23 protein-coding genes, 1 tRNA gene and 1 pseudogene are annotated in these 25,129 nt (G+C 60.8%); 2 read left to right on the top strand and 23 right to left on the bottom strand.

All coding sequences use genetic code 11. The features are described 5' to 3' along the window. Nucleotides 1-17: 17 nt before the first annotated feature. The 11 genes from NZ740_08445 to uvrB all read right to left on the bottom strand — a co-directional run bounded on the left by NZ740_08445 (nt 18) and on the right by uvrB (nt 10,714). Nucleotides 18-542 carry a DUF420 domain-containing protein gene (locus NZ740_08445; GenBank protein ID MCS6772037.1) on the bottom strand — a complete coding sequence of 175 codons (525 nt, stop codon included), beginning with the start codon at nt 540-542 and terminating at the stop codon, nt 18-20. Further along, nucleotides 539-1,402, bottom strand: coding sequence for an inositol monophosphatase (locus NZ740_08440; GenBank protein ID MCS6772036.1), 864 nt, complete (start codon nt 1,400-1,402; stop codon nt 539-541). Before NZ740_08440 ends, NZ740_08445 begins: the two co-directional genes overlap by 4 nt. Then, nucleotides 1,345-3,552, bottom strand: coding sequence for an LPS assembly protein LptD (gene lptD / locus NZ740_08435; GenBank protein MCS6772035.1), 2,208 nt, complete (start codon nt 3,550-3,552; stop codon nt 1,345-1,347). Before lptD ends, NZ740_08440 begins: the two co-directional genes overlap by 58 nt. A gap of 283 nt (nt 3,553-3,835) precedes the next feature. Beyond that, nucleotides 3,836-3,988, bottom strand: coding sequence for a small basic protein (locus NZ740_08430; protein ID MCS6772034.1), 153 nt, complete (start codon nt 3,986-3,988; stop codon nt 3,836-3,838). A gap of 73 nt (nt 3,989-4,061) precedes the next feature. Beyond that, nucleotides 4,062-4,802 (bottom strand): tRNA pseudouridine(38-40) synthase TruA, encoded by a 741-nt coding sequence (truA, locus tag NZ740_08425; protein MCS6772033.1) that lies wholly within the window; start codon nt 4,800-4,802, stop codon nt 4,062-4,064. An 8-nt stretch (nt 4,803-4,810) separates the two neighbouring features. Beyond that, complete coding sequence (gene ruvX, locus NZ740_08420; protein ID MCS6772032.1) at nt 4,811-5,251, bottom strand: Holliday junction resolvase RuvX; 441 nt, start codon at nt 5,249-5,251, stop codon at nt 4,811-4,813. A 1-nt stretch (nt 5,252) separates the two neighbouring features. Next, nucleotides 5,253-6,335 carry a sugar phosphate nucleotidyltransferase gene (locus NZ740_08415; GenBank protein ID MCS6772031.1) on the bottom strand — a complete coding sequence of 361 codons (1,083 nt, stop codon included), beginning with the start codon at nt 6,333-6,335 and terminating at the stop codon, nt 5,253-5,255. After that, the gene (gene trpA, locus NZ740_08410) at nt 6,332-7,141 is read right to left on the bottom strand and encodes a tryptophan synthase subunit alpha (GenBank protein MCS6772030.1); all 810 of its coding nucleotides are present in this window, start codon (nt 7,139-7,141) and stop codon (nt 6,332-6,334) included. Before trpA ends, NZ740_08415 begins: the two co-directional genes overlap by 4 nt. Beyond that, the gene (locus tag NZ740_08405) at nt 7,138-7,899 is read right to left on the bottom strand and encodes a type III pantothenate kinase (protein MCS6772029.1); all 762 of its coding nucleotides are present in this window, start codon (nt 7,897-7,899) and stop codon (nt 7,138-7,140) included. The genes trpA and NZ740_08405 overlap by 4 nt, the downstream gene beginning before the upstream one ends. A gap of 48 nt (nt 7,900-7,947) precedes the next feature. Then, nucleotides 7,948-8,637 (bottom strand): biotin--[acetyl-CoA-carboxylase] ligase, encoded by a 690-nt coding sequence (locus tag NZ740_08400; GenBank protein ID MCS6772028.1) that lies wholly within the window; start codon nt 8,635-8,637, stop codon nt 7,948-7,950. Further along, the gene (gene uvrB / locus NZ740_08395; protein ID MCS6772027.1) at nt 8,621-10,714 is read right to left on the bottom strand and encodes an excinuclease ABC subunit UvrB; all 2,094 of its coding nucleotides are present in this window, start codon (nt 10,712-10,714) and stop codon (nt 8,621-8,623) included. The genes NZ740_08400 and uvrB overlap by 17 nt, the downstream gene beginning before the upstream one ends. A gap of 127 nt (nt 10,715-10,841) precedes the next feature. On the opposite strand from uvrB, the gene acnA reads away from it, so the two are divergent. Continuing rightward, nucleotides 10,842-13,532 carry an aconitate hydratase AcnA gene (gene acnA, locus NZ740_08390; GenBank protein ID MCS6772026.1) on the top strand — a complete coding sequence of 897 codons (2,691 nt, stop codon included), beginning with the start codon at nt 10,842-10,844 and terminating at the stop codon, nt 13,530-13,532. Nucleotides 13,533-13,989: 457 nt separating this feature from the next. Here the strand turns inward: acnA and NZ740_08385 are convergent, their stop codons facing one another. The 3 genes from NZ740_08385 to speA all read right to left on the bottom strand — a co-directional run bounded on the left by NZ740_08385 (nt 13,990) and on the right by speA (nt 16,560). After that, on the bottom strand, nt 13,990-14,301 hold the full coding sequence (locus NZ740_08385) for a hypothetical protein (protein ID MCS6772025.1): 312 nt from the start codon (nt 14,299-14,301) through the stop codon (nt 13,990-13,992). A gap of 169 nt (nt 14,302-14,470) precedes the next feature. Next, nucleotides 14,471-14,548: transfer RNA gene (locus tag NZ740_08380), tRNA-Pro, on the bottom strand. 98 nt (nt 14,549-14,646) lie between these two features. Then, nucleotides 14,647-16,560 carry a biosynthetic arginine decarboxylase gene (gene speA / locus NZ740_08375; protein ID MCS6772024.1) on the bottom strand — a complete coding sequence of 638 codons (1,914 nt, stop codon included), beginning with the start codon at nt 16,558-16,560 and terminating at the stop codon, nt 14,647-14,649. 129 nt (nt 16,561-16,689) lie between these two features. Here speA and NZ740_08370 point away from each other — a divergent pair. Then, nucleotides 16,690-17,241: pseudogene (locus tag NZ740_08370) on the top strand (thermonuclease family protein). 120 nt (nt 17,242-17,361) lie between these two features. Here NZ740_08370 and hisS read toward each other — a convergent pair. From hisS to NZ740_08325, 9 genes are all read right to left on the bottom strand, one after another. After that, on the bottom strand, nt 17,362-18,645 hold the full coding sequence (gene hisS / locus NZ740_08365; GenBank protein ID MCS6772023.1) for a histidine--tRNA ligase: 1,284 nt from the start codon (nt 18,643-18,645) through the stop codon (nt 17,362-17,364). 21 nt (nt 18,646-18,666) lie between these two features. Then, nucleotides 18,667-18,972: an integration host factor subunit beta gene (locus NZ740_08360; protein ID MCS6772022.1), complete on the bottom strand. Its 306-nt coding sequence runs from the start codon at nt 18,970-18,972 to the stop codon at nt 18,667-18,669. A gap of 139 nt (nt 18,973-19,111) precedes the next feature. Then, entirely contained in the window at nt 19,112-19,342 is a 231-nt protein-coding gene (locus tag NZ740_08355; GenBank protein MCS6772021.1) for a hypothetical protein, read from the bottom strand. A 22-nt stretch (nt 19,343-19,364) separates the two neighbouring features. Continuing rightward, entirely contained in the window at nt 19,365-21,107 is a 1,743-nt protein-coding gene (locus NZ740_08350) for a proline--tRNA ligase (protein ID MCS6772020.1), read from the bottom strand. 157 nt (nt 21,108-21,264) lie between these two features. Further along, nucleotides 21,265-22,071, bottom strand: coding sequence for an acyl-ACP--UDP-N-acetylglucosamine O-acyltransferase (gene lpxA, locus NZ740_08345; protein MCS6772019.1), 807 nt, complete (start codon nt 22,069-22,071; stop codon nt 21,265-21,267). Nucleotides 22,072-22,073: 2 nt separating this feature from the next. Beyond that, nucleotides 22,074-22,838 carry a DNA repair protein RadC gene (gene radC, locus NZ740_08340; protein MCS6772018.1) on the bottom strand — a complete coding sequence of 255 codons (765 nt, stop codon included), beginning with the start codon at nt 22,836-22,838 and terminating at the stop codon, nt 22,074-22,076. Between the two features lie 5 nt (nt 22,839-22,843). Beyond that, on the bottom strand, nt 22,844-23,662 hold the full coding sequence (locus NZ740_08335; GenBank protein ID MCS6772017.1) for an ion transporter: 819 nt from the start codon (nt 23,660-23,662) through the stop codon (nt 22,844-22,846). Then, nucleotides 23,659-24,648, bottom strand: a complete 990-nt coding sequence (locus NZ740_08330; protein ID MCS6772016.1) for a magnesium transporter CorA family protein — start codon at nt 24,646-24,648, stop codon at nt 23,659-23,661. Before NZ740_08330 ends, NZ740_08335 begins: the two co-directional genes overlap by 4 nt. 257 nt (nt 24,649-24,905) lie before the next feature. Continuing rightward, nucleotides 24,906-25,129 (bottom strand): hypothetical protein (locus NZ740_08325; GenBank protein ID MCS6772015.1); only part of this gene is annotated, 224 nt, incomplete at its 5' end.

The following is a 25,129-nucleotide window of genomic DNA, read 5'->3' as shown; positions in this document are numbered from 1 at the left end:
TTCCGGTGGAAGCCCGGTCAGAAGGCGTAATGCGGGGAAATCATCAGGTAGACCATCACACCGGTCACCGTCACGTAAAGCCAGATCGGAAATGTCCACCGCGCGATTCGACGATGTCGGTCGACCGGTCCGACCAACCCCCGGTAGAACGTGACCAGAACGAGCGGAAGCACAACCGCAGCAAGGATAATATGCGAGATCAGGATGGTGAGGTACACGGGACGCCACGGGTTGTCTGCGGGAAATCGCGTTTCCACCCCGAAGGTGTGAAACGTCACGTAAGAAACCAGGAAGACGCAGGAGAGCACAAAGGTGGCGATGTTGAGCCTCTTGTGGAGCTCAACGCGGCCGCGCCGGATCGCCGCGAAGGAGGCAAGCAAGAGAACGGAGCAAATCGTATTGATCGTGGCGTTGAGCCGCGGCAGCCACCGCACGAACGGCGGAATTTGCTCCGCTTTCGGCAGGTTGTAAATGACGGCGACCGCCACGAGCAACACGCCCGAAACCGCATAGATCAGGCGGAGAGCGATCCGCTCGTTCAAGCGCCCTGCCCTCCTTCAAGCCAGACTCCATAGGAGGACAACAGGCCCATCAGCTCCGCTTCGATTCGGCCGTTGGTCGCGAGGTATCGCAATTTGGTCTCGCTGAGTTTTGCCACGATACGCGTTGACGCGCCCGCAAGCCGGCAAATCAGGTCGCCCGCCGCCATGTCCCACACGTTCAATCCCGACTCATAAAAACCATCCGCGCGCCCGCACGCCACCTGGCACAAATCCAGCGCCGCAGCGCCCATCAGGCGCAGCTTTTGTGCCCTCGATGCAATGGCACGGGCCACTTCGAGGGACTGCGCATACTGGTCGAAATTTTTTTCCAGGCCGGTGAGAATGACGGCATCGCCAAGGCGCGCTACGTCCGAAACATGGATTACCGCGCCGTTTCGCCTCGCGGCATCGCCAACCACCGCCGTGTATAGCTCGTCCAGCGGCGGCGAATACACCGCCGCGGCCACCGTCTCGCCGCGAACCCGCACCGCAACCGAATGGCACCAATAGGGCAGACCATGCGAGAAGTTCACGGTGCCGTCGAGGGGGTCCACGATCCACAAAATGTCCGACTCCCGTTCGCCGGCGGAGCCCTCCTCGCCGAGGATCGCGTGGGCAGGATAACGCCCATGAATCACCTTTTCGATTACCTGTTGGCACTCGTGGTCCAGCGCCAGCTTCACGTCGTGGGCGGACCGGCTCACAACCTCCGAGCGGCGGTGTCCATTCTGCCGCGCATGCTCGCCAGCCCGACGTACCGCCTCGACAGCGCAGGCGAGGAGTTCGAAAAAGGGCGGCTCGGTCACCCGCCCGCCCGAATCCGGCCTTCTGGAAAGGCTGTCAACCAAATCTGAATCCATATCCGGTTGTCGTCCTCCTCCCCATCCTCCTTACGGATTTGTCGGAACCCCACCCCGTAGCCCAGGCAGGCCGTGCTGCGCTGAACAAAATAGGAGTGCTCCTGCAAATCACCCTCATCGAGATCCCATCGGGCGTATGTCAGGAACGACCACTTATTGTTTGGAAACAGTTTGAGCTCGGCGCCAGCCTGATGGTAGTCGTCGCGGCCGTAATTGTAGTCGAGGGAAAGCGTGGAGGCGTCGGCCATAATCAGGGCCGCCTGAAGGCTGAACCGGGAGAACTCGCCCTCATAAGGGTCGTACGCCCCATCGAAATCGATCGGGAGAGTACGTGCCAGACGCAGTTCCACATCGAAAAAGACGTCGCTGAAATCCTCTTCACCTCGATCCTTCTCAATCCGATAATCGGTGAATAGGAGAGCGTTTACGAGGTCGACCGGCACGCGGTCCCGGCGCGTCTGCCATTTGTTGCGCATCCCGAGCCGCAGCGTGTGCTCATCTCTTACGCGATCCACGGCATCAAACTGCGGCAGGCGTTCCGGCAACAGGTTGGGCTCCGGGACATAGGTGTGTCGTACAAACGGTTCGGCCACATGGCGGAGACCGTCGCCGTCCTGCAGGACGATCAAATCGTCCCAAGTTCGAAACGCCTTGAAAGATACCTCGGCCCCCAGCTCGTAGACGTTCCGCAAGTCGGCGCCGGTGGCAAGCTCCACCGTATTCGTCTCACGGACCACGCTCACGATCCCGTTAGTGTCCGTCACCACAACATCGTTTGTGACGGTCCGTCGGGAAATGGTGTCGGAGTAATACGTTCCGCGGTATCCCGCGCGCGGCGTCACATTCAAAAACCCGAAATGCCGGGTCGGGTAATACAGCATGTGCCCCGAATCGAGCCGGAATGCGTCATAGTCCTTACGCTCCGAGCCCTCCGGAAAGACGCGCGTGAGATAGGACGCTGTGTTGTCGCTCTCATAGTAGAATCCGGAGTCGCCCAATTGCTGCCGGTTTGCCTTCAACCGCAGCTCGGGCGTTCGGTTCACGTTTTCGTAAAAATCATTCAACCGCAGGTTGAGCTGCAGGGCTGCGATGTAATTGTCACCGACATGGGTCAGGGTTGCGCGGTTTTCCGGCCTGACTCCGGAAATGTGCTCGTCCCGGAAGAAGTCTTTGAGGAATTCGGGGTCGCTCAGGTAGTTGAATTCGGAAATCAGGAAGTCCCTCGCCGAATAGCTCTGGTTGTGAGCAAGCTTGATGCGATAACGTTCATTGTCCACCAGATCCTTTTCGCGCTCGCGCTCGGCTTCGCTACGGAACGGCTCCCGATCCTCAATGTAGTAGCCCTTCACATAACCCGAATACGGAAACTCGGTGCGATTCTCCGAATCCCAGTGGAACCCCTGACCCACCCCAACCCCTTTTCGGGAGTAAAGATCGATGTCGGTTGACGAACGGAACCCGGGGACCCAGCGAATGTTGTATTGCGAACGGAGATATACGCCCATCCGCGAGCTGTATCCCGGTTCGAACACCCAGTAGGTCCGGCGGTCTTTCAGACCGCGGCTCAGTCGGGGCAGCCAGAGGACCGGCACGTTGCCGAAATTCATCGTAACCCCTTTGCCCACAATTCGCTCACCGGGAATCAAGGTGGCTTCCCGTGCTCGAATCGAGAAATCGGGCGGGTCCCCCTCGCAGGTCGACAGAATCACCCCCTGAAGCTGATAGAGATTGGTCGAAATGCGTTTCGACCCCTCGGCACGGATGTAGAAGGGCTCGTAATACGCCTGAAAGGCCCCAAAATCCCCCGTACGAGTTCTAAGGTTGTATTTTAGCTCCTCACCCTGCCAGATGGATTTTCCGCGCCGGAGAACAACATTTCCCTTGGCATGAACGTCTCGCGTTTCCCGATTCACGCTGACGTAGTCTGCCTGCAGCACGTCGTCGCCCTCTCGGATCACGACATTGCCCGTTCCGATGATCAGCCGCTGATCGGCCAGGTATTCGAGGCTGTCCGCGCTGATGTCGATCTCCGATGGCGTCTGGGCCGCGCGATCCGATGGGACTGCGGTGGTTGGCACCTGGGCCGAAACCGGAGCCGCACCCATGGCCGCCAGCGCGAGAACAACAATCGCCAAGCAAGCGCGAACCATGTGCCTTCCTCCGTTTGAGCGGCTGACCTTATCAAACCGGCTGGGAGGCTCCAACAGCTTTATCGCCGGAATGCTCTTCGCATTTTCGCCATGAGGCTCCGATATTCGGAGCATCGCCACCGCGAAGCATGCGACTGGCGATGTGCTCGGCGAAACATCAAAATACACAATTGTGGGCCTGCGCCGGCCCATAAACCACACTGGCTAGAGAATTCCGCCGGATACCGGCCCCGTCGCGCCGGGCCTTGAGCAGGCATTCAAGCGAAAATCACTTTCCGACGGCTCAGACAGGCTTGGTCTTGGGCAGTCCGTACGCGCGATCGCCGTCTTTCCACTTGCCCTTCTTGCGGAGCAAATCAATTCGCTCGTAGCGCTTCAACACATTGCGCTTCGCGGCGATGCGCGTGGCGGACTTCAAACTGCTATGCATCGACATGGCGGATTACTCCCCTCCGCCGGCTCGTATCCCGCGGAGATCAGCGAGCGGTATACGAATTTGCGGTCTGATGTCAATAATACACGCGCCAGAGAAAGAGTCCACGAGCCGGGGCGGTCGGCACGCGGGCCGTTCGAACCTTGGACGCCAGGATGCGTTCCGCATCTTCCGGGCGAAGCTCGCCCAGCCCGACGCGGATGAGGAAACCCGCGAGGCTCCGAACCATCCGATAAAGAAATCCCTCCCCGCGCACAACGATGATGACGGTCCGACCACTCTTCCTCACAGTGATTTGATCCACCCGACGGACCGTGCTGCCCCGCTCATAGCCCGGGTTCGCGCAAAATGCGGCGAAATCATGACACCCCACCAAAAGTGCTGCCGCGGCCTTCATGGCGCCGACATCCAACCGTTCTCTCACGTGCGCATGCGTTCGTCGGGTATCCGGGGTGGCCACGGGATTGTTCCAGATAAAATATCGGTATTCCTTGGCCTTCGCGCTGAACCGCGCGTCGAACCCCGCCGGCGCTCTCGCCACGCGCTCCACGCGGACATCCTCCGGCAAATTCGCATTCAGGGCGAGAAAGAGCTTCTCCGTTGGTCGCGGGGCGGGCAGATCGAAATGAATCACCTGTCCGCGGGCATGAACGCCGGAGTCGGTCCGCCCGCTGCAAAAGACCGCCACCCGGGCGCCGGTCACTTTCTGCAGCGCCTCTTCGATCGCCGCCTGGACCGTTCGGCGGCCCGACTGAACCTGCCAGCCGTAAAAATCCGTGCCGTCGTAGGAAACCACCGCGCGATAGCGCACGCCCATGGCCCCGTTCATTCCTGTCCGGATAAACGGCCCGCAGCCCCTCCCGCATCCAGAAAGGATTGGAGCATCATCTGGGCCGCCACCATGTCAACTCGCCCCCGGCGCCGCTCGCCCCGAAGACCCGCCTCAAGCATCGCGCCGTGCGCGCTCCTCGTGGTCAACCGCTCATCCCACAGATGCACCGGAAGTCCCGTCGCGGCGCGAAGTTCCCGAGCGAACGTCTCCGCCTTTCGAGCCGCCTCCCCCCTCGACCCGTCCATGTTGAGAGGCAGCCCGACAACAATGCCCGTGGCGCCGACCGCCCGACACGCCTCGAGAACGCGCGGGAGCGCCTCTCCGGCGGTCGAAATCTCAATTACTTCCCGAGCCGTCGCCAGCCATCCATCCGGGTCGCTGACCGCCACCCCGATCCGCTTTTCGCCAACGTCGATCCCGACCCAGCGCGGCATCTCACAACACCTCGTTCCGTCCCGCCTCGCGCAGATGGGCAAGCAGCGACTTGATGTTCTGCGCGCTCTCGCGCCGGCAGATCAGCGTGACGTCGTCTGTTTGCACAACGATTGCGTCCTCGATGCCGACCAGGGCGGTCAGTCGGCCCCGCGAATACACAATGTTGCGGGAGCAATCGATCGCCGCGACATCTCCGATGTGGACGTTGCCGCGCGCATCCGCGGGAAAATGCCGCTCCAACGCCGGCCATGAGCCCACATCATCCCACGAAAACTCTGCCTCTGCGACGACGATGTTATCCGCTTTTTCCATCACCGCATAGTCGATCGAGATTTTGGTGCAGGTCCCAAACTCGTCCGCGATGCATGCGGGAAAATCCGACGAGCCGGCTTTCAAAGCCCATCCCTTCACTCGGGATCCGAGGTCGGGGCAGTGCTTCGCCAAGGAGTGCTCAATCGTCGAAACCCGCCAGATAAACATGCCGGAATTCCAAACGTGGCACCCTCCGGAGACGTACTGTTCTGCTGTTGGCCGGTCAGGTTTTTCGACAAATCGAATCGCCCGTCGAAACCGGACACCCCCAACGGATGGGACATGTTCGCCCACTTCGATATACCCGTAGGCGGTGCTCGGTTCGAACGGGCGGATGCCGATCGTCACCAGAACAGAATCCGCTGCAGCAACATCCATCGCCGCGGCGAGGGTTCGTTGAAATACCGGCACATCGCCAATCACGTGGTCGGCCGTGAGAATCGCGAATACGGCGTCTTCGGGCGCCCGCGATTTGACAATCGCCGCCGCCAGCGCCACGGCGGGGGCCGTATCGCGCCCAACAGGTTCTCCGATCACATTTTCGGGCGGCAGCGACGGAACCGCAGCACGCGTCGCCCCAACCAAATCGGCGTTGGTCAGCACGAGAATCTTTTCGGGCTCGACCAACCCGCGGAGGCGGTCGACCGATTGGGCAATCAGGGTCTTTTCCCCCACCAGGTCGAGGAGCTGTTTCGGACGGGACGATCGGCTCAACGGCCAAAACCGTTCGCCGCGCCCGCCGGCAAGGATGACGGCAAACCGTTCGGTCATGCGGACACCTCCTTCACGGCCCTCACGAGGCGTGCAACCCAATCCGCGACGGCCCGGCGCCCCGCGCGCGTGTGGGGCGCCTCAAACAGCCTCTGAACAATCGCGCTGCCCACGACCACCGCATCGGCCGCGGTCGCCGCCAGCCGGGCCAACTCCGGCGTGCCGATTCCGAAACCGAGCGCAACGGGTAAATCGGTCTTCGCCTTCGTGCGGCGGACCAGATCAAGCGCCGATGGGTTCAGTGTTTTCTGCGCGCCGGTAACGCCCTCCCTCGAAATGCAGTACACAAACCCGCTCGCCGTACGGACGATGGAGGCGATGCGTTCATCCGGCGTGGTCGGGGTCACCAGCACGATGTGGTTGAGTTTGTGCCGCGTCATCGCTCGTACATAAGGGGCCGCCTCCTCGGGCGGAACGTCCAGAATCAACAGGCCGTCAAACCCCGCGGCAGCGGCATCCGCCATGAACCGATCCGCGCCGCGCGCATGCACGGGATTCGCATACGTGTAGCCCATCAGCGGGACTTCGCTTTTCTTTCGAATCCGCTCAACAGCGTCGAAAACCGCACGCGGCGTGGCCCCGGCGGCAAGCGCCCTGCACGCCGATTCCTGATTGACGCGGCCGTCTGCTAAAGGGTCTGAAAACGGTATGCCCAGCTCCACCACGTCGACGCCCGCATCTTCCAGGCGAAGGACGAAGTCCACCGTGGCATCCAGCGATGGATCTCCAGCCGTAATGTAGGCTATGAATCCTTTGCGCCCCTCGGCTCGCAGTTCCGAAAACCGCCGGTCGATGCGCGTGTTCATGCTGGGCGCTCCCTGTTGAGTTCAAAAATACGGCCGATGCCAAACAGGGTGAGCGTGGGATCCACCCTTACCTCCTCTCCCAGGGAAGTTGCAACCACCCGCGCGTACCCTCCGGTCAGTACCAGTTTCGCCCCTTCGAGCGGAGGGGCCGCCCGCAACTGCTCCAAAATCCCTCTCACTAGGCCCGGATATCCCCACATCGCGCCCAGTCGCATCGCTTGAAGCGTCGATCGCCCCCAGGCGGCGCGAACGGGGGCATAGCGCACACGTGGCAATTTCGCCGTTTTTTCCGCAAGGTACTCAAACACGAGCGGCAGGCCCGGCGCGATGACCCCGCCTTCGTACCCGCGCCGCGTAATAATGTCGAAGGTCACCGCCGTTCCAAAATCCGCCACGATCAGCGGTTTACCATATCGGGCGACCCCTCCAACGGCGTTGGCAATCCGGTCCGCCCCGATCGTCTCCGGTCGGGGATACACCAGCGGAACGTCCAGCACCGAGCGGCTCGTCACGAAGTGTACGGGCGCCCATCTGTGAATCGCCAAAGCCCGGCGCCAGATGTCGTCTACGCGGGGAACCACCGAAGCGATGGCGACACCGTCCGGCCTCCGGCCGCCCATCACGGCATGCAGCGCGCGTTGGATGCATCGTACGGAGGTCTCCGGCGTCGAGAACCTGAAAACACGCGACACCCGGCCGCCGCGATAGCTCGCTGCCGACGTGCTCGTATTGCCCACATCCACAACCAGAACGACCATGACGCGCAAAGCGCGCAGTCTCTTGAGGTTTGCGCCGCCGGTCAAGCGTCAGTCGAGTTGCGGAAGTTCCTCGGAGCCGCCCCACCCGATCCAACGTTCGATCAACAACCTCTTTTCGCCGCGGAGAAGCAGGTCCTCGCACGCCTCCAGATGCTTTAGAATAACCGCCGCGACGCGCTCCAGCGACACGTCGCAGCCCTCCTGAAGGCAGGACGTCGCCAACCCCCGAAGCGAGGCGGGCCAATCCGATTCCCGCTGACGGACATTCACCCCGATCCCGAGCACAGCAAAATCCAAACGCTCGAGGCCCAGCCGCGGCTCCACGAGGATCCCTGCAATTTTCCGGCCGTTTACGAGAATATCATTCGGCCACTTGATCGAAATCCGACCCAAGCCGAGCGTCTCCAGCGAATCGGCAACCGCAACTCCAGCCGCTAAACCCAGCCAAGGGCTTTCACCGGGCAGCAGCGGCGTTCTCAAAACCACGGACATCAGAACCGATTGTCCGGGAGACGAAATCCAATGCCGGCCACGGCGCCCACGACCGGCAGTCTGGTTCCGCGCAATCACGGCCAATCCGCTGGGCCCCCCCGCTTCCGCCAAGTGCTTGGCGATGTCGTTGGTGGAACCCACCTCGTGAAACGCCAGAATTGGGCAGCCGACCCGCGAGGTCAACAATCCTTCGGAGAGCCGCGCCTCCCACGCGACGTCGCGCTGGCCTTCAAGCTCGCTTAGCATGAGAGGCTGCGGCGCCCGTGCGGCGGCGCCCACGCTGTTTCCGGGCGGGACGGTCGTACCGGACTGGCCCTACGCCGAAGGGCTCAGCCCCGGAGTTCACGACAGCTCCGCTGGCGCGGCGCAATTCGAACAGTTGGTCTCTCAACAGCGCTGCGCGCTCGAATTCGAGCCGCTCGGCCGCTTCCAGCATCTCCCGCTCGATCTCGGCGATCGTCTTTTGAACATCGTAGTCAACCCCCGCCTCCCGCACCACCATTCGCTCCGCCTCCTCGGCCTCCCGCCGGATCGCCAGGCTCTCCTGGATCGCTTTCTGGATCGATCGCGGCGTGATGCCGTGCGCGCGGTTATACGCCATTTGCCGCTCCCGGCGCTCCCGCGTGATGTCAATCATCCGCCGCATCGAATCGGTGATGGTATCGGCATACAGGATAACGCGGCCGTCGACGTGGCGCGCAGCGCGTCCCGCTGTCTGGATCAGCGAGGTTTCCGACCTCAAAAAGCCCTCCTTGTCCGCGTCGAGGATCGCAACCAGCGACACCTCGGGAAGGTCCAGGCCCTCCCGCAACAGGTTGATGCCGACCAGGCAGTCGAACTCCGCCTTGCGAAGACCGCGCAGGATTTCCACACGCTCGATCGCGTCGATTTCAGAGTGGATGTATTTCACGCGAAGGTCGAGCCGGCTGAGATATTCGGCGAGGTCCTCAGCCGTTTTTTTCGTGAGCGTCGTGACCAGTACGCGCTCCTTGCGTTCCGCCCGAACTCGAATCTCTTCGATGACGTCGTCGATCTGGTTTTTGAGCGGGCGAACTTCGACCAGCGGATCGAGCAGACCGGTTGGGCGAATGATCTGTTGCGCCGTCACGGCGCTGACCTGCCGCTCATATTCCGACGGCGTCGCGGACACGAAAAGGATCGGCCCTGTGATCTCCAGAAATTCGTCGAAGCGGATCGGCCGGTTGTCGAGCGCGCTGGGGAGCCGAAAGCCGTGCTCCACAAGAACCTCCTTGCGAGCGCGGTCGCCGTTGTACATGCCGCGAATCTGCGGAACGGTTGCGTGGGACTCGTCAATAATCGTCAAAAACTCGCCGGGGAAATAGTCGATCAGCGTGAACGGGCGCTCGCCGGGGGCGCGACCGGTCAGATGGCGGGAATAATTCTCGATGCCGGAGCAGTAGCCCAACTCGCGCATCATATCGAGGTCGTATTGTGTGCGCATTCGGATGCGCTGGGCCTCCAGCAATCGACCCCGCTCCTCAAACCATCGGACCCGCTCCTCAAGTTCCTCCTGAATGGTCTGCAACGCCCGTTCGAGTTTCGAGTAGGGAGTCACGAAATGCTTCGCCGGCGAGATGACCACATGATCGAGCTCGGCCTCCGGACGGCCCGTCAGCGTCTCAATCCGCTGAATCCGATCGACAAAGTCGCCAAACAACTCGACGCGGATCCCATGGCGCGCATAGGAGGGAAAAATATCGATCGTGTCGCCGCGCACGCGGAACGTGCCGGGTTTATTCTCCACGTCGTTTCGGCCGTACTGAATGTCGACCAGCGCGCGCAGAAAAGCATCTCGGTCCAGCGGCTGCCCACGGGCCGCCTCCACGGTCATGGTACGGTAATCCTCGGGTGATCCCAACCCGTAAATGCACGACACCGAGGCCACGATGATGACATCTTCGCGATTCAGCAGGGCGTCGGTCGCCGCAAGGCGGAGCCGCTCGATCTCCTCGTTGATCGACGAGTCCTTTTCAATAAAGGTATCTGTCTGCGGAATGTACGCTTCCGGCTGGTAGTAGTCGAAATAACTTACGAAGTATTCCACCGCGTTGTGAGGAAAGAATCCCTTCAGCTCCGCGTACAACTGCGCCGCCAGCGTTTTATTATGGGAAATCAGGAGCGTCGGGCGCCCGTAGCGCTCTATAATATTCGCCATTGTGAAGGTCTTGCCCGACCCGGTGACCCCTTCCAAGAGCTGGAATCGGTTTCCCGATTCGAGGCTTTTCACAAGGGTTTCGATGGCCTCCGGCTGGTCGCCCGTCGGCTGGTATTCCGACACCAATCGGAAGGGGGATCGGCTCATACGATTCAGCATACATCGCCCGGGCCGACGCGCAATGTCGCGCAACGACCGTTGATTGACAACGCTCGCGCCGTCTCCTAGCGTGTGTGCAGGAAAACGACGGGTCTCCCCAGAAAGAGGAGTTCGCATGGCATCACTCGATCGCTATTTGTCGTCCTTCCAGCTCAAAAACGGCCGCACCATCCACTACTACAGTCTGCCCCGGTTGGAGGCGGAAGGTCTTGTCCGTCTGGATCGACTCCCCTACTCAATCCGCGTCCTGCTGGAATCGCTCATCCGCTACCAAGGCCGTCCCGCATTCTCGCCCCACCATGTGGAGGCGTTCGCTCGCTGGAGCCCGGGCGCCGAAAATCCGGAGGAATTTCCGTTCCAACCGGCGCGCGTCCTGCTCCAGGACTTCACGGGCGTCCCCTGCATCGCGGACCTTGCCGCACTGCGCAGCGCGATGCAGCGGGCCGGCCACGACCCGGCGCGCATCGAACCGCTGATTCCAGTCGACCTCGTCATCGACCACTCCGTGCAGGTCGACACCTATGAGACGCCCGAGTCCTTCCAGATCAACGTCGAGAAGGAATTCGAGCGCAACAGCGAGCGTTACGTCTTTCTCCGGTGGGGGCAGAGCGCCTTCAAAAAACTTCGCATCATTCCGCCCGGCCTCGGCATCTGCCATCAGGTCAATCTGGAATACCTCGCGCAGGTTGTCATGACGTCCGTCGACGAGGCGGGCCGCACGATTGCCTTCCCCGACACGCTGGTCGGCACGGATTCCCACACAACGATGGTGAACGGCATGGGCGTCCTGGGCTGGGGCGTCGGCGGCATTGAGGCGGAGGCGGCCATGCTGGGCCAGCCGATCCCGCTCGTATCGCCCAAGGTCACGGGCGTCCGGCTGATTGGTCGACTTCCGCCGGGCGCGACGGCCACGGATTTCGCACTCGCCATCACGCATCTGCTTCGCAAGGTCGGGGTTGTCGAACAATTCGTGGAATTTTTCGGGCCGGGGGTCACCGCCCTAACTCTCGCGGACCGCGCAACAGTCGCCAATATGGCGCCCGAGTATGGCGCCACCATGGGATTCTTCCCCGTGGACGCCGAGACCCTTCGCTACCTCCGGGAAACGGGACGCAGCGAGGAGCAGATCGAACTGGTCGAGGCCTATTGCAGAGCGCAGAAACTATTTCGGACCGATGACGCGCCCGTGCCGGAGTTCACCCAGGTCGTCGAACTCGATCTGGCCACCCTCCGAGCGAGCGTGGCCGGGCCCAAGCGGCCGCAGGACCGGCTCACACTTGGCGAGGTTAAGCCCTCGTTTCAGAAGGCGCTCACCGCCCCCCTCAAGGAACGCGGCTATGCCCTCCCGCCGGAGAAGCTCTCCGTGTCCGTCTCTGCTGACGGCCTCGGCACACTTCGCCACGGCTCCGTGGTCGTGGCGGCCATCACAAGTTGCACCAACACCTCGAACCCACACGTGCTGCTGGCAGCGGGGCTCCTGGCCAAAAAAGCGGTGGAACGCGGGCTCACAGTCCCCCCGTATGTCAAGACCAGTCTCGCCCCGGGCTCTCGCGTGGTGACCGCCTACCTCAAAAAGTCCGGCCTGCTAGACGCGCTGGCCCGCCTTCGCTTCCATGTCGTCGCCTACGGCTGTACCACGTGCATCGGCAACAGCGGACCCCTCGATCCGCGCATCGAAAAAGCCATTCGGGAGGGCGACATCGTTGCGGCCGCCGTGCTGAGCGGGAACCGCAACTTCGAGGGCCGCGTCCACCCTCTGACCAAGGCGAACTACCTGTGCTCCCCGCCGCTCGTGGTCGCCTATGCCCTTGCGGGCCGCGTCGACATCGACCTGGAGAATGAGCCGATTGGAAACAGCAACGACGGTCGGCCCGTCTATCTTCGGGAGCTCTGGCCCGCCGAAGAGGAGATTCGTCAATACCTCGCCCTCGCCGCCGATCCGGAAACCTATCGCGAGCTCTACCGCGACATCACGGTTTCCAATCCGCTGTGGAACAAGCTCCCCGGCGGCGGGTCGCCAGTTTATCAGTGGGATCCCGATTCGACTTACATCCAGGAACCGCCTTTCCTCAAAAATCTTTCGGAGGTCGCCGACCTTTCCGACATTCGCAACGCCGCCGTGCTGGCGCTCTTCGGCGATTTTATCACCACCGATCACATTTCGCCCGCCGGCTCGATTCCGAAAACCAGCCCCGCCGGCCAATATCTGATCGCCCGGGGCGTCAAGCCGGAGGACTTCAACTCCTACGGCGCGCGCCGCGGAAACCACGAGGTGATGATGCGCGGCACCTTCGCCAATATCCGGATCAAAAATGAAATGCTAGGCGGCCGGGAGGGCGGCTACACGATTTTCCATCCCACCGGTGAAATTATGAGCATCTACGATGCCGCCATGAAATACATGGCCGCCGGTACCCCCCTGGTGGTCATCGCGGGCAAAATGTACGGAGCGGGCTCCTCTCGAGATTGGGCCGCCAAGGGGACCTACCTGCTGGGCGTCAAGGCGGTCATCGCGGAAAGTTTCGAACGCATCCACCGCAGCAACCTCGTGGAGATGGGCGTCCTTCCGCTCGAATTCGTCGACGGCCAAAACGCGTCCTCTCTTGGCCTGACCGGCCGCGAAACTATTTCCATCCTGGGGCTTTCCGGCGGATTTTCTCCCGGCAAACGCCTGACGGTCGTCGCCGAGTCTGCGGACGGTAAGAAAACCTTTGAGGTCAAGGCCCGCGTTGATTCCGAAGTGGAGATCGATTACATGCGGCACGGCGGGATTCTTCCCTTCGTGCTGCGGGCCGCGATGAAATGACCGGATGCGGATCGATCCCTCCAAGGATTTCGGGGTCCGTGAATGTCCCGGCTGCGCAACCGAGGTAAAAGCCAACAACAACCGGTGCCCAATCTGCGGTTATGAGTTTCCCCACCCTTCCCCAATCCAAAAGGGCCTTCGACTCGGTGGGGCTCTCCTCTTCCTAGCGATCTTTCTATTCGCGCTGTTGGCCGGGTTCATATGAGTGGAGTCCAGGGTGGCCGCTATCCGTCGATGCCGAACCTAAGCGAGGGTTGATTTCCATCGTGTGTAAAAAAACCTGGAGTGGGCCTCCATAATCTGCAAATTCCTTGCCCCTGGCAGGAAACGAATAACACAAGATAGAAGGATCCGTACACGAGCGATCGTCTGTTGCGACCTCTGTAAACAAACGCAGACGACTCCTCAAACGAGGGGGTCGCCTGCGTATCCCGCAAAAAAGAAGGATGCAATAATTTCAGTTCGCAATCTTAGAAAGCTGCTCGTCGTAAACGCCCCGCTGTTCGGCGGTCAGCAGCTCACGGATCTGGGATCGCGATTTTTCGCACATCTCCTTGCTGCATCCCTGGGCTTTGCAAGCGGCCTCGATTTCAGCGATTTTCGCCTTTTGTTCCTCCGTCAGCTGAATGCTGGCCAAGGGCCGCGTACAGGCTGTGTCGTAAGTCTTTGATTTCGCCTTCGATTTGCCGGCCGCGCAGCAAGCGCTACCCGCCCATGACGCCACCGAGGCGCCCAAAATGAGTGTTACGATCAGTGCAAACTTTTTCATGTTTTACCTCCGGTACATTTACGATACGTCAGAATTGACCCGAGTAAAGGGCTCGCGTTCGATTTTTCCATTCGATCTGACGTCGCGGGGCACCGGCCGGATGGTGAGGATGCCTTCAGAGAAGCCGATAGCCGCAGCCGGACAACAGATGTTGGTGTCGCCGGGAAAATGGTCGGGGCGACTGGATTTGAACCAGCGACCTCTTGGTCCCGAACCAAGCGCTCTAGCCAGGCTGAGCCACGCCCCGAGTCCACGGCAAACGAGGTTTATGATCGGTCGGCCGGCAAAACTCAAGAGCGGATTGGGATCTTCACAGGCGCGCAGCCGTCGGGGCTGTCCCTCCATTCATTTCTCAAAATACGTGTAGCCCCGGAGCCCGTTTTCATAAGCCTCCATAATTTCGCGGCGCTCCTCGGGGGTAATGCGGCCCGCGCGAACCGCCTGCTCAGCGGTTTTGCGCATCAACTCCACGAGGTCCTGAACGTCATATTCGACATAGGACAGCACGTCGGCCACGGTATCGCCGGCTATTTCCTCGGCGAATTCGACTTGTCCCCCCTCGCCCAGTTTGACGCTGACGACGTTCGTGTCGCCCAGCAGGTTGTGCAGGTCGCCCAGGGTTTCCTGATAGGCGCCGACGAGGAAAACGCCCAGGATGTATTCCCGCCCGTTCAATTCATGAAGCGGCAGCGTCCGCTTGACGTCGTGCAGGTCGATGAATCGGTCGATTTTGCCGTCGCAATCACAGGTAATGTCGGCGAGGACGGCCTGGCGCGTCGGCATTTCGTTCAGGCGGTTGATCGGCATGATGGGGAAGAGCTGCTCGATGGCCCAGGCATCGGGAAGAGATTGGAAGACGCTGAAGTTTCCGAAGTACACGTCGGCAATGGCCGCCTCCAGATCTTGCAGCTCGTCGGGAACGTATTTCCGGTCACGGATCTCCTGCGCGATTCGATTGATGATGCTCCAGAAGTAACGTTCGGCCAGCGCACGCTCCCGAAGCGAGACCAGCCCCTGGTTGAACAGCGAGCGCATCTCGTCCCGATAAAACACCGCGTCGTGGTAGCATTCCTGCGCGTTCTTGGCATTCAGGCTGCGGCCGATTTCAGCCAGGCGTCGCAGGCTCTCATGGGCCGTGGGAGGGATCTCCTCCAGCGGACGATCGGGCTCGAACCGGCTGACATCGAAGATGTCAAACAGCAGCACGGAGTGGTGAGCCACCGTCGCGCGGCCGGATTCGCTGACGATCAGCGGATGAGGGATCCCCGCCGCGTCGCATCGGCGCATGATCCCGTCCACTATGTCCGCGGCGTATTCATCGATCGTGTAATTTGCGCTGCTCGCGAAATTGGAATGCGACCCGTCATAATCCACCGCTAGCCCGCCGCCCACATTCAGCATCCCCATTCGGGCGCCCTCCCGCACGAGGTCGACATAAATGCGTGACGCTTCGACGATGCCCGCCTGAATGTTCCGTATGTTGGGAATCTGGGAGCCGAGGTGGTAATGCAGCATCTCCAGGCAATCGAGCATGTTCTGGGCGCGGAGATGGTCCACTAGGTCGATGATCTGTGCGGCGTTGAGGCCGAATTGGCTGCGGTCTCCGCCAGACTCGTTCCAGTGCCCGCCGCCGCGCGTTGCGAGCTTTGCGCGGACGCCGATGCGGGGGCGGACATTTAGCTTGCGCGACCGCTCGATGATCATCGGAAGCTCGCTCGGCATCTCGATGACGAGAATCGTCTGGAGCCCCATCTTCAGCGCATACAGCGCTAGATCGATGAACTCCTCATCCTTGTAGCCGTTGCAGACGATTAGCGCCTCGCGGTCCTGGCTGTAGGCAAGCGCGGTGATCAACTCCGGTTTGCTGCCGGCCTCCAGCCCATAGTGGTAGGGGCGTCCATAGGCGACAATATCCTCGACGACCTGTTGCTGCTGATTGACCTTGATGGGATAAACGCCCTTGAAAATTGCCTTGTAACCGGCCTCCTGAATCGCCTTTTGGAAGCTCAGATTGATCGTCGCGATTCGCGAGGCAAGGATATCTCCGAATCGAAGCAGAACGGGAAGGCCGATGCCGCGGGCTTTGAGACCCTCAACGATCTGCATCATACTGATCGTTTCCGAACTCCCCTTTCCGCGTGGACGAACCACCAGTTCGCCCGATTCGGAAACATCGAAATATCCGCTGCCCCAGTTGCGCACGCCGTAGAGTTCGGCGGAATCCGCACTCGTCCACCGCGTCAACGTATCTGTCTTCATGAAGGTTTGAGCTTCGCCCCTCCGAACATATATTTATATTTCTTTCAGCGGCGTATCGTAGCCCGTGCCGTCGAAGAATCAACTGATGCTGCAGAAATTATTTCACATCGGAGAAATGGTTCGGTCCCGATGACCCGATTCCGGCTGCTTTCGGCCGTCTTGCTCACCGCCCTGTCGGGCGCGGTCTGGATCGAACCGGTTGAGGCCGCGCGCGAGTGGACGCGCCTGGAGGGTTGCTCCCTCGTACCGAACCCCTACAACGATGCCGACAGTTTCCGGGTGCGCCACGAGGGGAAAGAATACCTGTTCCGACTGTATTTTGTGGACGCGCCGGAACAGGATCTGGAGTTCCCGGAGCGGGTACGGGATCAGGCCCTCCATTTCGGTATTACAACGGAAGAGGTCGTGGAGTATGGCCGCCAGGCCACACGTTATGCCATGGATCTCCTCTCCGGGTCGTTCACCGTGATCACGCGATGGCAGGGCGCCCAGGGTCGAAGCCTAGTGCCTCGTTTCTACGCGTACGTCGAGACGACAGCCGGAGATCTGGGAGAGCTGCTGGTGATCCAAGGTCTTGCCCGAGTATACGGCGTCCGTGTCAACCGTCCGGACGGACGCCGAGCATCGCACTATCGTGCTCATTTGCTCGATCTTGAAGCTGCCGCGCGCGCAGGGCGCGTCGGAGCCTGGAAACACGCTCGCGAACTCGGCCGGTTTAGGAACGAGCCGTTTCGTCAGGCTGCCATCATCGAGACGGGCCGGCGATTGGGGCGGGCCGTGCCCGGAGGAACAAAGGAACGCCTAGGGGACCGCTTCTGGCTTCGGCGCGGAAGACCGGAGCTGCATGAGTTGCCGCATCAATTCGCTCAAATCGACCTCGGTCTGCTCGCCGGTGCTGAGATTCTTGAGGGCGAAAACGCCCTTCGCCAGTTCGGCGTCCCCGCGAATGACCACTAGGGACGCGCCCGCGCGGTCTGCGGCGCGGAATTGGGCCTTCACGCTTCGAGCATCCAGACACATGCGGCTGGCTACATGATGCCGCCTAAGCGTCTGCAACAGACGCAGATTTTCGAGCCGAGCCGCCTCGCCCAGCGAGACTAGCCAGACCAACGGCGCCCGGCCGGATTCGACGGCCGGTTTTTCCGCGTCCAGCGCCATCAGGGCCCGCTCCATCCCGATGGCGAAACCGACACCCTCTAGGGATCGGCCGGCCACTTCGAGCGTGTAACGTCCGCCGCCGGCAATCGCATCCTGCGCGCCTAGGGCCGGATGCGTGATTTCCCAAATGGTGTGCACATAGTAATCCAGACCGCGCACCAACCGGGCATTATGGGTGACCGGAATCGAAAAGGCCTCCAAAACCTGCAGGACGCGTTTTAGATACTCTTTGGACTCGGGGCTGAGGAAATCGGTCGGCGGCGGCACGGCCTCCACAATCGCCCGGCACAAGGGATTCTTGCAGTCCAGAATTCGCAAGACGTTCACATCGAAACGGCGCCGACAATCGTCGCACAATTCCTGTTGTCGGGGCAGCAGATGCTCCCGGAACAGTCGGCCGGCTGTCGCCTGCTCGCCCGGTGCGCCGCGGGTGTTGACATGGACGGTAAACCGGGAGATTCCCCAGCTTCGCAACAGGTCCGTGTGCAGGGCGATGATCTCGGCATCGAACTCCGGGCTGGGCGGGCCGAGCGCCTCCACGCCGAGCTGATGAAACTGGCGCCGCCGCCCCGCCTGCGGGCGTTCGGCGCGGAACATGGGTCCCATGTAGTAGATGCGTGCGTCGGCCGCATCCTGGCCCTTGGAGGCAAGGTAACGGATGGCGCCCGCCGTCCCCTCCGGCCGAAGGGCAAGCCGCCGGCCACCCCGGTCTGTGAAGCTATACATCTCCTTCTGAACCACATCCGTCGAATCGCCTAAGGAACGGACAAACAAATCCAGCCTTTCGAGAATCGGAGTCCTGATCTCTTCGAAGCCATACAAGGCGAGCACCCGGCGTGCCTCCGCTTCGAGCTCTTGCCAGCGGCTGATTTCCGGAGGGCCGATGTCGGCCATCCCCTGAAGGGGTTGAAGCTCTTCGTTCGACATCCCGTGCGCAACCCGTCCGATTCAAATCCCGGTGATCAGTTTCTTCATGATCTTACCGGGCTTGAACTTGACGACCTTCCGCTCGGGTATGGTCACCACCTGCTCCGGTTTGTTCGGGTTGCGGCCGATACGCTGTTTGCGGACTTTGACTTCAAAGACGCCGAAATTTCGGAATTCGATCGACTCGCCCTTTGAAAGCGATTCAATGATGTAATCGAGCGTCTTCTGAATAACCTTGTAAACGTCCTGCTGGGTGAGACCCGTCTCCTCGGAGATGCGCACGACAAGGTCGCGCTTGGTCAAATTCTTTTGATCGCTTTCCGCCATGGCTGATCCCCGCGAATTGGAACTGGAAAATCCTGCCGCCGACAGTCACGCCATACTAAATACATCCGCTAGACGGTCAAGGGAATTGAGGCCGGTCATCCTCTCGCTCTCGGCCTGCGGTCCGTGCCTTGAAGAGTGGTCATCGGACAATCCGATGAATATACGCGCAAACGGCCGATGCGGGCAGACAAAGAAATGCAAGGCTTCTGTTAAATAAGATGAAATTCCGAAGCTCCTCTTCCGTTTTCCGATCGATGACCGATTGGGACGGGAACCAGCCATCCTTTACGCACCACAAGCCCAGGATCAACAGGCCAATCGACCAGTAAAAGAAGGTATCCGTTCCTTTGACCGTAAAGCGCTTCGTCATGGCATAAAATCCCTCATTCAATTTACCCGTCCCGCAGCGTTCTCCATTCGTCGTCCAGCAATGCGCGTACTCGGTCGCCCGCGTGATCCAGCGGCACCTGCTCCAGTTCACCAGTGCGGCGCCGTTTGATTTCGACACACCCTTTCGACAGGGAACGCTCCCCCACGCTCAATCGCAAGGGCGCCCCCACCAGGTCGGCGTCCTTGAATTTCACGCCCGCCCGCTCATCGCGGTCGTCGATCAGGACATCGAGCCCCTGGCGCGACAACTCATTCGCGATCTTCTCCACCAACTGCACACTTTCCGCATGTTGCGTGTTGATGGCCATCAATTCCACTTCAACGGGCGCCACCGAAACGGGCCATCGGATGCCGTGCTCGTCCCAGTGCTGCTCGATGACGGCCTGTAGCGTGCGCGTCACGCCGATGCCATAGCAGCCCATGATGCAGGGTTTCTGTTTCCCGTCGGCATCGAGGAAGTATGCGTTCATGGCTTCGCTGTATTTCGTGCCGAGTTTGAAGACGTGGCCGACCTCGATCGCACGACGGATCTTTAGTGGCTGGCCGGACTCCACACTCAGTTCGCCCGCCCTCACCGTCCGCAGGTCCCGCCAGACCACGTTCACAAGATCCCGGTCCGCGTCCACATGCATAAGGTGATAGCCGTCGCGGTTGGCTCCGGTTACCATGCCGCGGGCCTGGCGAAGCTGGAGATCGCCGTAGACGGGGAGATGCGTAACGCCGACCGCGCCGAGGCTGCCGGGCAAGGCGCCAAGTGCGGATCGGCATTCCTCCGGCGTGGCGGGCCGAAAGATGGTGGAGCCGACTGCGGCGGCAAATTTTGCTTCGTTGAGCGAATCATCCCCGCGAACCAGCGCAATCACGGGCCTGCTCTCGACAATATAGACCAGCGTCTTGATCTGCCGGAGAGCCGGAACCCCGTACGGCGGGGACGCGAGGTCTTCGATGGTCGTGACGCCGGGCGTCGCAAACGGCTCCGGCGCGGGACCGGTCGTTTCGGACGGCGTCGGCTCCACGGGGCCGCGGCTGGTTGCCTTTTCGAGATTCGCCGCGTAATCGCCGGATTCCGTGTATGCCACCTCATTCTCTCCCGTCTCGGCGGGAACCATGAATTCATGCGAGAATTTGCCGCCCATCACACCCGTATCCGCCTCGACGACGATCGTCTTCAGGCCGCACCGCCGGAAGATCCGCACATAGGCGTCATACATTTTCTGGTAACTCTCCGCGGCGCCCTCATCTGTCGCGTCGAAGCTGTAGGCATCCTTCATGATGAATTCGCGGGCCCGCATCAGCCCGAACCGCGGTCGAATCTCGTCCCGAAACTTGACCTGGATCTGGTAGAAATTGCGCGGCAACTGCCGGTAGGAGCTGATCTCGTTCGCGACCAGATGGGTCACCACCTCTTCATGAGTCGGACCCAACACCCATTCGCGGCCCGCCCGATCAGACACTTTGTAGAGAACCTCGGCAGCAGTCTTGTAACGACCGCTCTGGTGCCAGATTTCCGGCGGCTGAAGGGCAGGCATCAGAATTTCCAGTGCGCCGGCCCTGTCCATTTCCTCTCTCACAATCCGCTCGACTTTCCGAAGCGCCCGCAGACCTATCGGCAGGAACGTATAAATGCCGGCGCCCAGCTTCCGGATAAGGCCGGCGCGCAATAGCATCTGATGGCTCGGAATTTCCGCCTCGCCCGGAACCTCGCGAAGCGTCGGGATCAGTTGTTGAGACCAACGGAGAATCATGCCTCAGTCCTTTGGCTGAAAGCCCAGTACCGTATCTGTCCGTCACCGCTCGCGCAACCGGTTCCGCGCGTTGTCAGCTATCCGCGGCGGATTGATTCGAGGGCATGGAATGGCTCGCGAACGGCATGCCGGAGGCAGGAGCCGCAGCACCGCCGCACTATTCGTCCTCCCCCTCCCCCATCGGTCCCGGCGCGAAGCTGACAAGTCCTCGCTTCGAAGCCGCGGCGAAATCGGCCATCTCCCAAGCGGGTCCCGCTGGAAGTTCGGCCCGAATCCTCGCCACGGCCTCCGACGGACTCAGACCTTCTCGAAACAGCAGACGGAACGCCCTTCGCACCTGCAGCCGTTCTTCTGCGGAAAAACCGGCGCGGCGCATGCCGACGACATTCAGACCGGCCAAGCGGTTTCTTGAAGCCGAATAGGTCGTGCAAAACGGGGCCACATCCTGCGAAATTGCGCTGCCGCCTGATATCATCGCCAGTCGCCCAATCCGGCAAAATTGATGCACGACCGCGTTGCCGCTGATAAACGCGCCAGGGCCCACTTCCACATACCCTGCCAACAGCGCTCCATTCGCCAGAATCACCCGATGCCCCAGCACAACATTGTGAGCGACATGGCTATTGGCCATCAGGAAACAGCCGTCACCGACCAGTGTTGTACTGTCCGCCTTCGTGCCGCGATGGATCGTCACTCCCTCCCGAATCACGACGTTGCGCCCGATGTCTACCCAACTTTGTCGGTCCTCGAACGCCAAGTCCTGCGGGGCGTCGCCGAGAACGGCGTGGGGATGGACCTGCGTCCCCTCGCCGATCCGCGTATGGGAGACCACCACGACATGCGGGCCGAGCCGCACCCGCGGACCGATGACCGACCACGGCCCGACCACAGTATACGCGCCGATTTCCGCGTCCGTTGCAACTTCAGCCCGAGGATCAATGATGGCAGTGGGATGTACAGCCATGTTCAGGTGAAGGCGACGAGTCCGGTTTCGCGAATGGAGACATAATCGGACGAGCGGCCCTGCTCGGCGCGGCCGATAATAATGTGGTCCAGGACCTCGATGTCCATGACCTTGCCAGCTTCGACCAGTTGGCGAGTGATCCGCAAATCCTCCGCGGAAGGGCTCGGATCGCCGGAGGGATGGTTGTGGACGAGTACAACCGCTGCACTGCTGGTCCGAACGGCCTCCTTGAAAACCTCCCGGGGATGGATCAGGCTCGAATCGAGTATGCCTCGCGTCACTCGCAAGGGCGGACGCCGAAGGCGGTAGCGGCGATCCAGCAAAAGGACCCAAAAACACTCCACATCCAGCCCGAGAGCCTCCGAACGCATGATGGCGGCCGCATCCGCTGGTGTGCGAATCGGGACTGGCGCGGCGTCGCCGCGCGCCGCGAGACGGCGCGCCAGTTCAAAGGTCGCCTTGAGAACCTGGGCCCGGACTCGGCCCATCCCCTTGATCGACGCGAGATCCGAGGTCGACACTTCGGCGAGAGCCGACAATGACCCGTACTCCTGCAGAAGACCTTCGGCGAGATCCGCGACGCTGCGACCCCGCACGCCGCTTCGCAAGATCAGCGCGAGCAACTGCTTGTCGGTCATGTTTTCGGGGCCTACGCGGTCGAAAATTTCGCGCGGACGTTCCTCGGGCGGAACGTCCCGCATGGGGCGGGAAAACGCATAAAATTGTTCCCGCAACATGGGCCGACTCCTGGCAACTTCTTCCGGCATGCCGCCTAGTCCGACTCCTGGTCCAACGTCTTCCCGCAATGCGGGCAAACCCGGGTCTGCTTCTTTTGGGACCGATTCAGCTCCTCCACGAAAGCCGCACCCAGGACGCCGGTCGGCAGTGCGATCATCAGAATGCCCAGAATCGCCGTGCAAATTCCGATGATTTTCCCGAGCGGAGTAACGGGCGCCACATCTCCATACCCAACGGTCGTAATCGTAACAAAGGCCCACCACATCGCGTGCGGAATGTCCCGAAAGGCGCGCGGCTGCGCCTCGTGTTCGGCGTAAAAGGCCAGAGTGGCGAACAAAATCCCCAGCAGAAACACCAGCGAAAAGGTCAGGATCATCTCCTCCCGCTTCGCGCGAAGAACCTTGAACAGGATCGCCGCGGCGTCGGAATATCGACCGATTTTAGCGATCCGCCCGAGGCGCAACAGACGCAACAGCCGCATGACCCGCAGATCCGCGTTCAGCGCCGCGGCATAAAACGGAAGAATCGCCGCGAGGTCAATGAGAGCCATCGGCGACAACGCATACCGCACGCGGCCCAGCAACGGATGAGCATATCGGCCGTCGGCCGTGCACGCCCAGAGGCGCACCGCATACTCGACGGAAAAGATCAGAACCGAAAAGGTCTCGAAGCCCCTAAAAAAGGCGCGATAGCGATTCGCGACTTCGGGCATCGACTCGGCGACAACCGCGACCACGTTCAGAACGATCAGCGCGAACAAGCCGCCGTGCAGCGCGCGCCCGAGCCGACCGGACGTCGAGGAGGACTCGCACCACGCCCAGACCATCGGGCGGATCGCGTTGGCGCCTTTCACAACCATTTTTTCCTGCGCATGTAGATCAGCAGCGTCGTGGAGATCGACAGGACAAGAATCCAAAAGAACAGATATCCGTGTTCCCACTCGAATTCCGGCACGCCCTTCAGGTTCACCCCATACACCCCGCAAATGAAGGACAGCGGCAGGAAGATCGCGCTGATCACCGTCAGCCGGTTGATGACCTTGTTCGTCCGATGGCTGACCATGCCCATATAGAGGTTCAACATTTCATTGAGGACCTCGCGTTCCGTGCGCAGGTCTTCGCTCAACCGCTCCAGGGTCCCGGCAATATTTTCGAGGAACGGTTGCGTGGTTTCGCTCACGAACGGAGATCGGCGAGTCGCCAGTTCATGAAACAACTCGCGGGACGCGGTAACCACCTTTCGGAGCGCCAACAAATCGGTCATTGTCGTGGACACCCGCTTGAAGATGGAGTCATCCACCTCGCCGTACAACTCAATCTGGACGCGCTCGACTTCTTCGGCCAGCGCCTGAAGCGCCCGCCGATACATCTCCGTCAGGTGGTCAGCCAGCTCATAAATCAAAAAGCCGGGGGTTTTGGCAAATTTGATGAAATCCTCGCGGTAGGTCCGGCGGATTCGCCCGATCAGCTCGACCGGCTTCCGCCGATAGGTCACGAGGAATGACCCGCTCACCAGGACATCCAGGTGCGCCGTGCGAAGGCGGCCGTCGCAGATCGAACCTTCGGTGACGGCGAAATGGAGGCAGTCCTCATAGACATCATAGCGGCCTTCCCTGTCAGGCCCGATCACCTCGCGCCGCGCCATCTCGTTCACATGGAGCAATTGCAGCAGTTCATCCGTCTTTCGAGCCGCCTCCTCGTGGTCAGACGCCGACGAGCCGTCGATGTCGATCCAACAGAAATAGCCATCGCGAATCGCGTCAGTCAGAGATCCAAGCGGAATGGAACTCTCGATCTTCCGCTCAAAATCGAATCGGACGGCGGTAATCACGGATCTCATTTCGTGCATCCGTCTTACGTTCGTCAAGAGCGAGGTTCAGCGAACTATGAGCAGGAAGGAGCAGTTCTTCGAATCGGGGTTGCAGGTCTTCACGATTCTCGACACGTAGACGTCTGGCAACCCTTGACGGTCGGTCATTCCGCTTCTGCAACGAGCCCAGTATGCCGATTCGATCGCCTCATTTTTGCATTCGAATCCTCACCGCATTTAGGCCAACTTGCGGAACATTGTGAAACCTCTGTCGATCTGCCTCAGCGCTACGCATGCCTGGATACGATTCGAATTCTGAAAAAAACGCTCTCAGGTTTGGAGGGAGGACTTTTCCTCGAATTCATCATTCCCCGGATGGGCGGAGAATCGATGCCGTTATCCTCTGCCAGCATATCGCTTTTGTGCTGGAATTTAAAGTCGGAGCGAACCGGTTCACTCGAGAAGATCTGCATCAGGTGTGGAATTAAGCTTTGGATTTGAAATACTTCCA

The organism is Kiritimatiellia bacterium (assembly GCA_025054615.1).
Taxonomy (GTDB): Bacteria; Verrucomicrobiota; Kiritimatiellia; order CAIVKH01; family CAIVKH01; genus JANWZO01.
The sequence above is the reverse complement of the archived record's forward strand: the minus strand, read 5'-3'. Positions and strand labels throughout refer to the sequence as shown.

Coding starts and splice junctions, on each gene's coding strand:
- NZ740_08440 (MCS6772036.1), bottom strand. CDS start 1,402: ATGGATTCAGATTTGGTTGACAGCCTTTCCAGAAGGCCGGATTCGGGC.
- lptD (MCS6772035.1), bottom strand. CDS start 3,552: ATGGTTCGCGCTTGCTTGGCGATTGTTGTTCTCGCGCTGGCGGCCATG.
- NZ740_08430 (MCS6772034.1), bottom strand. CDS start 3,988: ATGTCGATGCATAGCAGTTTGAAGTCCGCCACGCGCATCGCCGCGAAG.
- truA (MCS6772033.1), bottom strand. CDS start 4,802: ATGGGCGTGCGCTATCGCGCGGTGGTTTCCTACGACGGCACGGATTTT.
- ruvX (MCS6772032.1), bottom strand. CDS start 5,251: ATGCCGCGCTGGGTCGGGATCGACGTTGGCGAAAAGCGGATCGGGGTG.
- NZ740_08415 (MCS6772031.1), bottom strand. CDS start 6,335: ATGACCGAACGGTTTGCCGTCATCCTTGCCGGCGGGCGCGGCGAACGG.
- trpA (MCS6772030.1), bottom strand. CDS start 7,141: ATGAACACGCGCATCGACCGGCGGTTTTCGGAACTGCGAGCCGAGGGG.
- NZ740_08405 (MCS6772029.1), bottom strand. CDS start 7,899: ATGGTCGTTCTGGTTGTGGATGTGGGCAATACGAGCACGTCGGCAGCG.
- NZ740_08400 (MCS6772028.1), bottom strand. CDS start 8,637: ATGCTAAGCGAGCTTGAAGGCCAGCGCGACGTCGCGTGGGAGGCGCGG.
- uvrB (MCS6772027.1), bottom strand. CDS start 10,714: ATGAGCCGATCCCCCTTCCGATTGGTGTCGGAATACCAGCCGACGGGC.
- acnA (MCS6772026.1), top strand. CDS start 10,842: ATGGCATCACTCGATCGCTATTTGTCGTCCTTCCAGCTCAAAAACGGC.
- NZ740_08385 (MCS6772025.1), bottom strand. CDS start 14,301: ATGAAAAAGTTTGCACTGATCGTAACACTCATTTTGGGCGCCTCGGTG.
- speA (MCS6772024.1), bottom strand. CDS start 16,560: ATGAAGACAGATACGTTGACGCGGTGGACGAGTGCGGATTCCGCCGAA.
- hisS (MCS6772023.1), bottom strand. CDS start 18,645: ATGTCGAACGAAGAGCTTCAACCCCTTCAGGGGATGGCCGACATCGGC.
- NZ740_08360 (MCS6772022.1), bottom strand. CDS start 18,972: ATGGCGGAAAGCGATCAAAAGAATTTGACCAAGCGCGACCTTGTCGTG.
- NZ740_08355 (MCS6772021.1), bottom strand. CDS start 19,342: ATGACGAAGCGCTTTACGGTCAAAGGAACGGATACCTTCTTTTACTGG.
- NZ740_08350 (MCS6772020.1), bottom strand. CDS start 21,107: ATGATTCTCCGTTGGTCTCAACAACTGATCCCGACGCTTCGCGAGGTT.
- lpxA (MCS6772019.1), bottom strand. CDS start 22,071: ATGGCTGTACATCCCACTGCCATCATTGATCCTCGGGCTGAAGTTGCA.
- radC (MCS6772018.1), bottom strand. CDS start 22,838: ATGCCGGAAGAAGTTGCCAGGAGTCGGCCCATGTTGCGGGAACAATTT.
- NZ740_08330 (MCS6772016.1), bottom strand. CDS start 24,648: ATGAGATCCGTGATTACCGCCGTCCGATTCGATTTTGAGCGGAAGATC.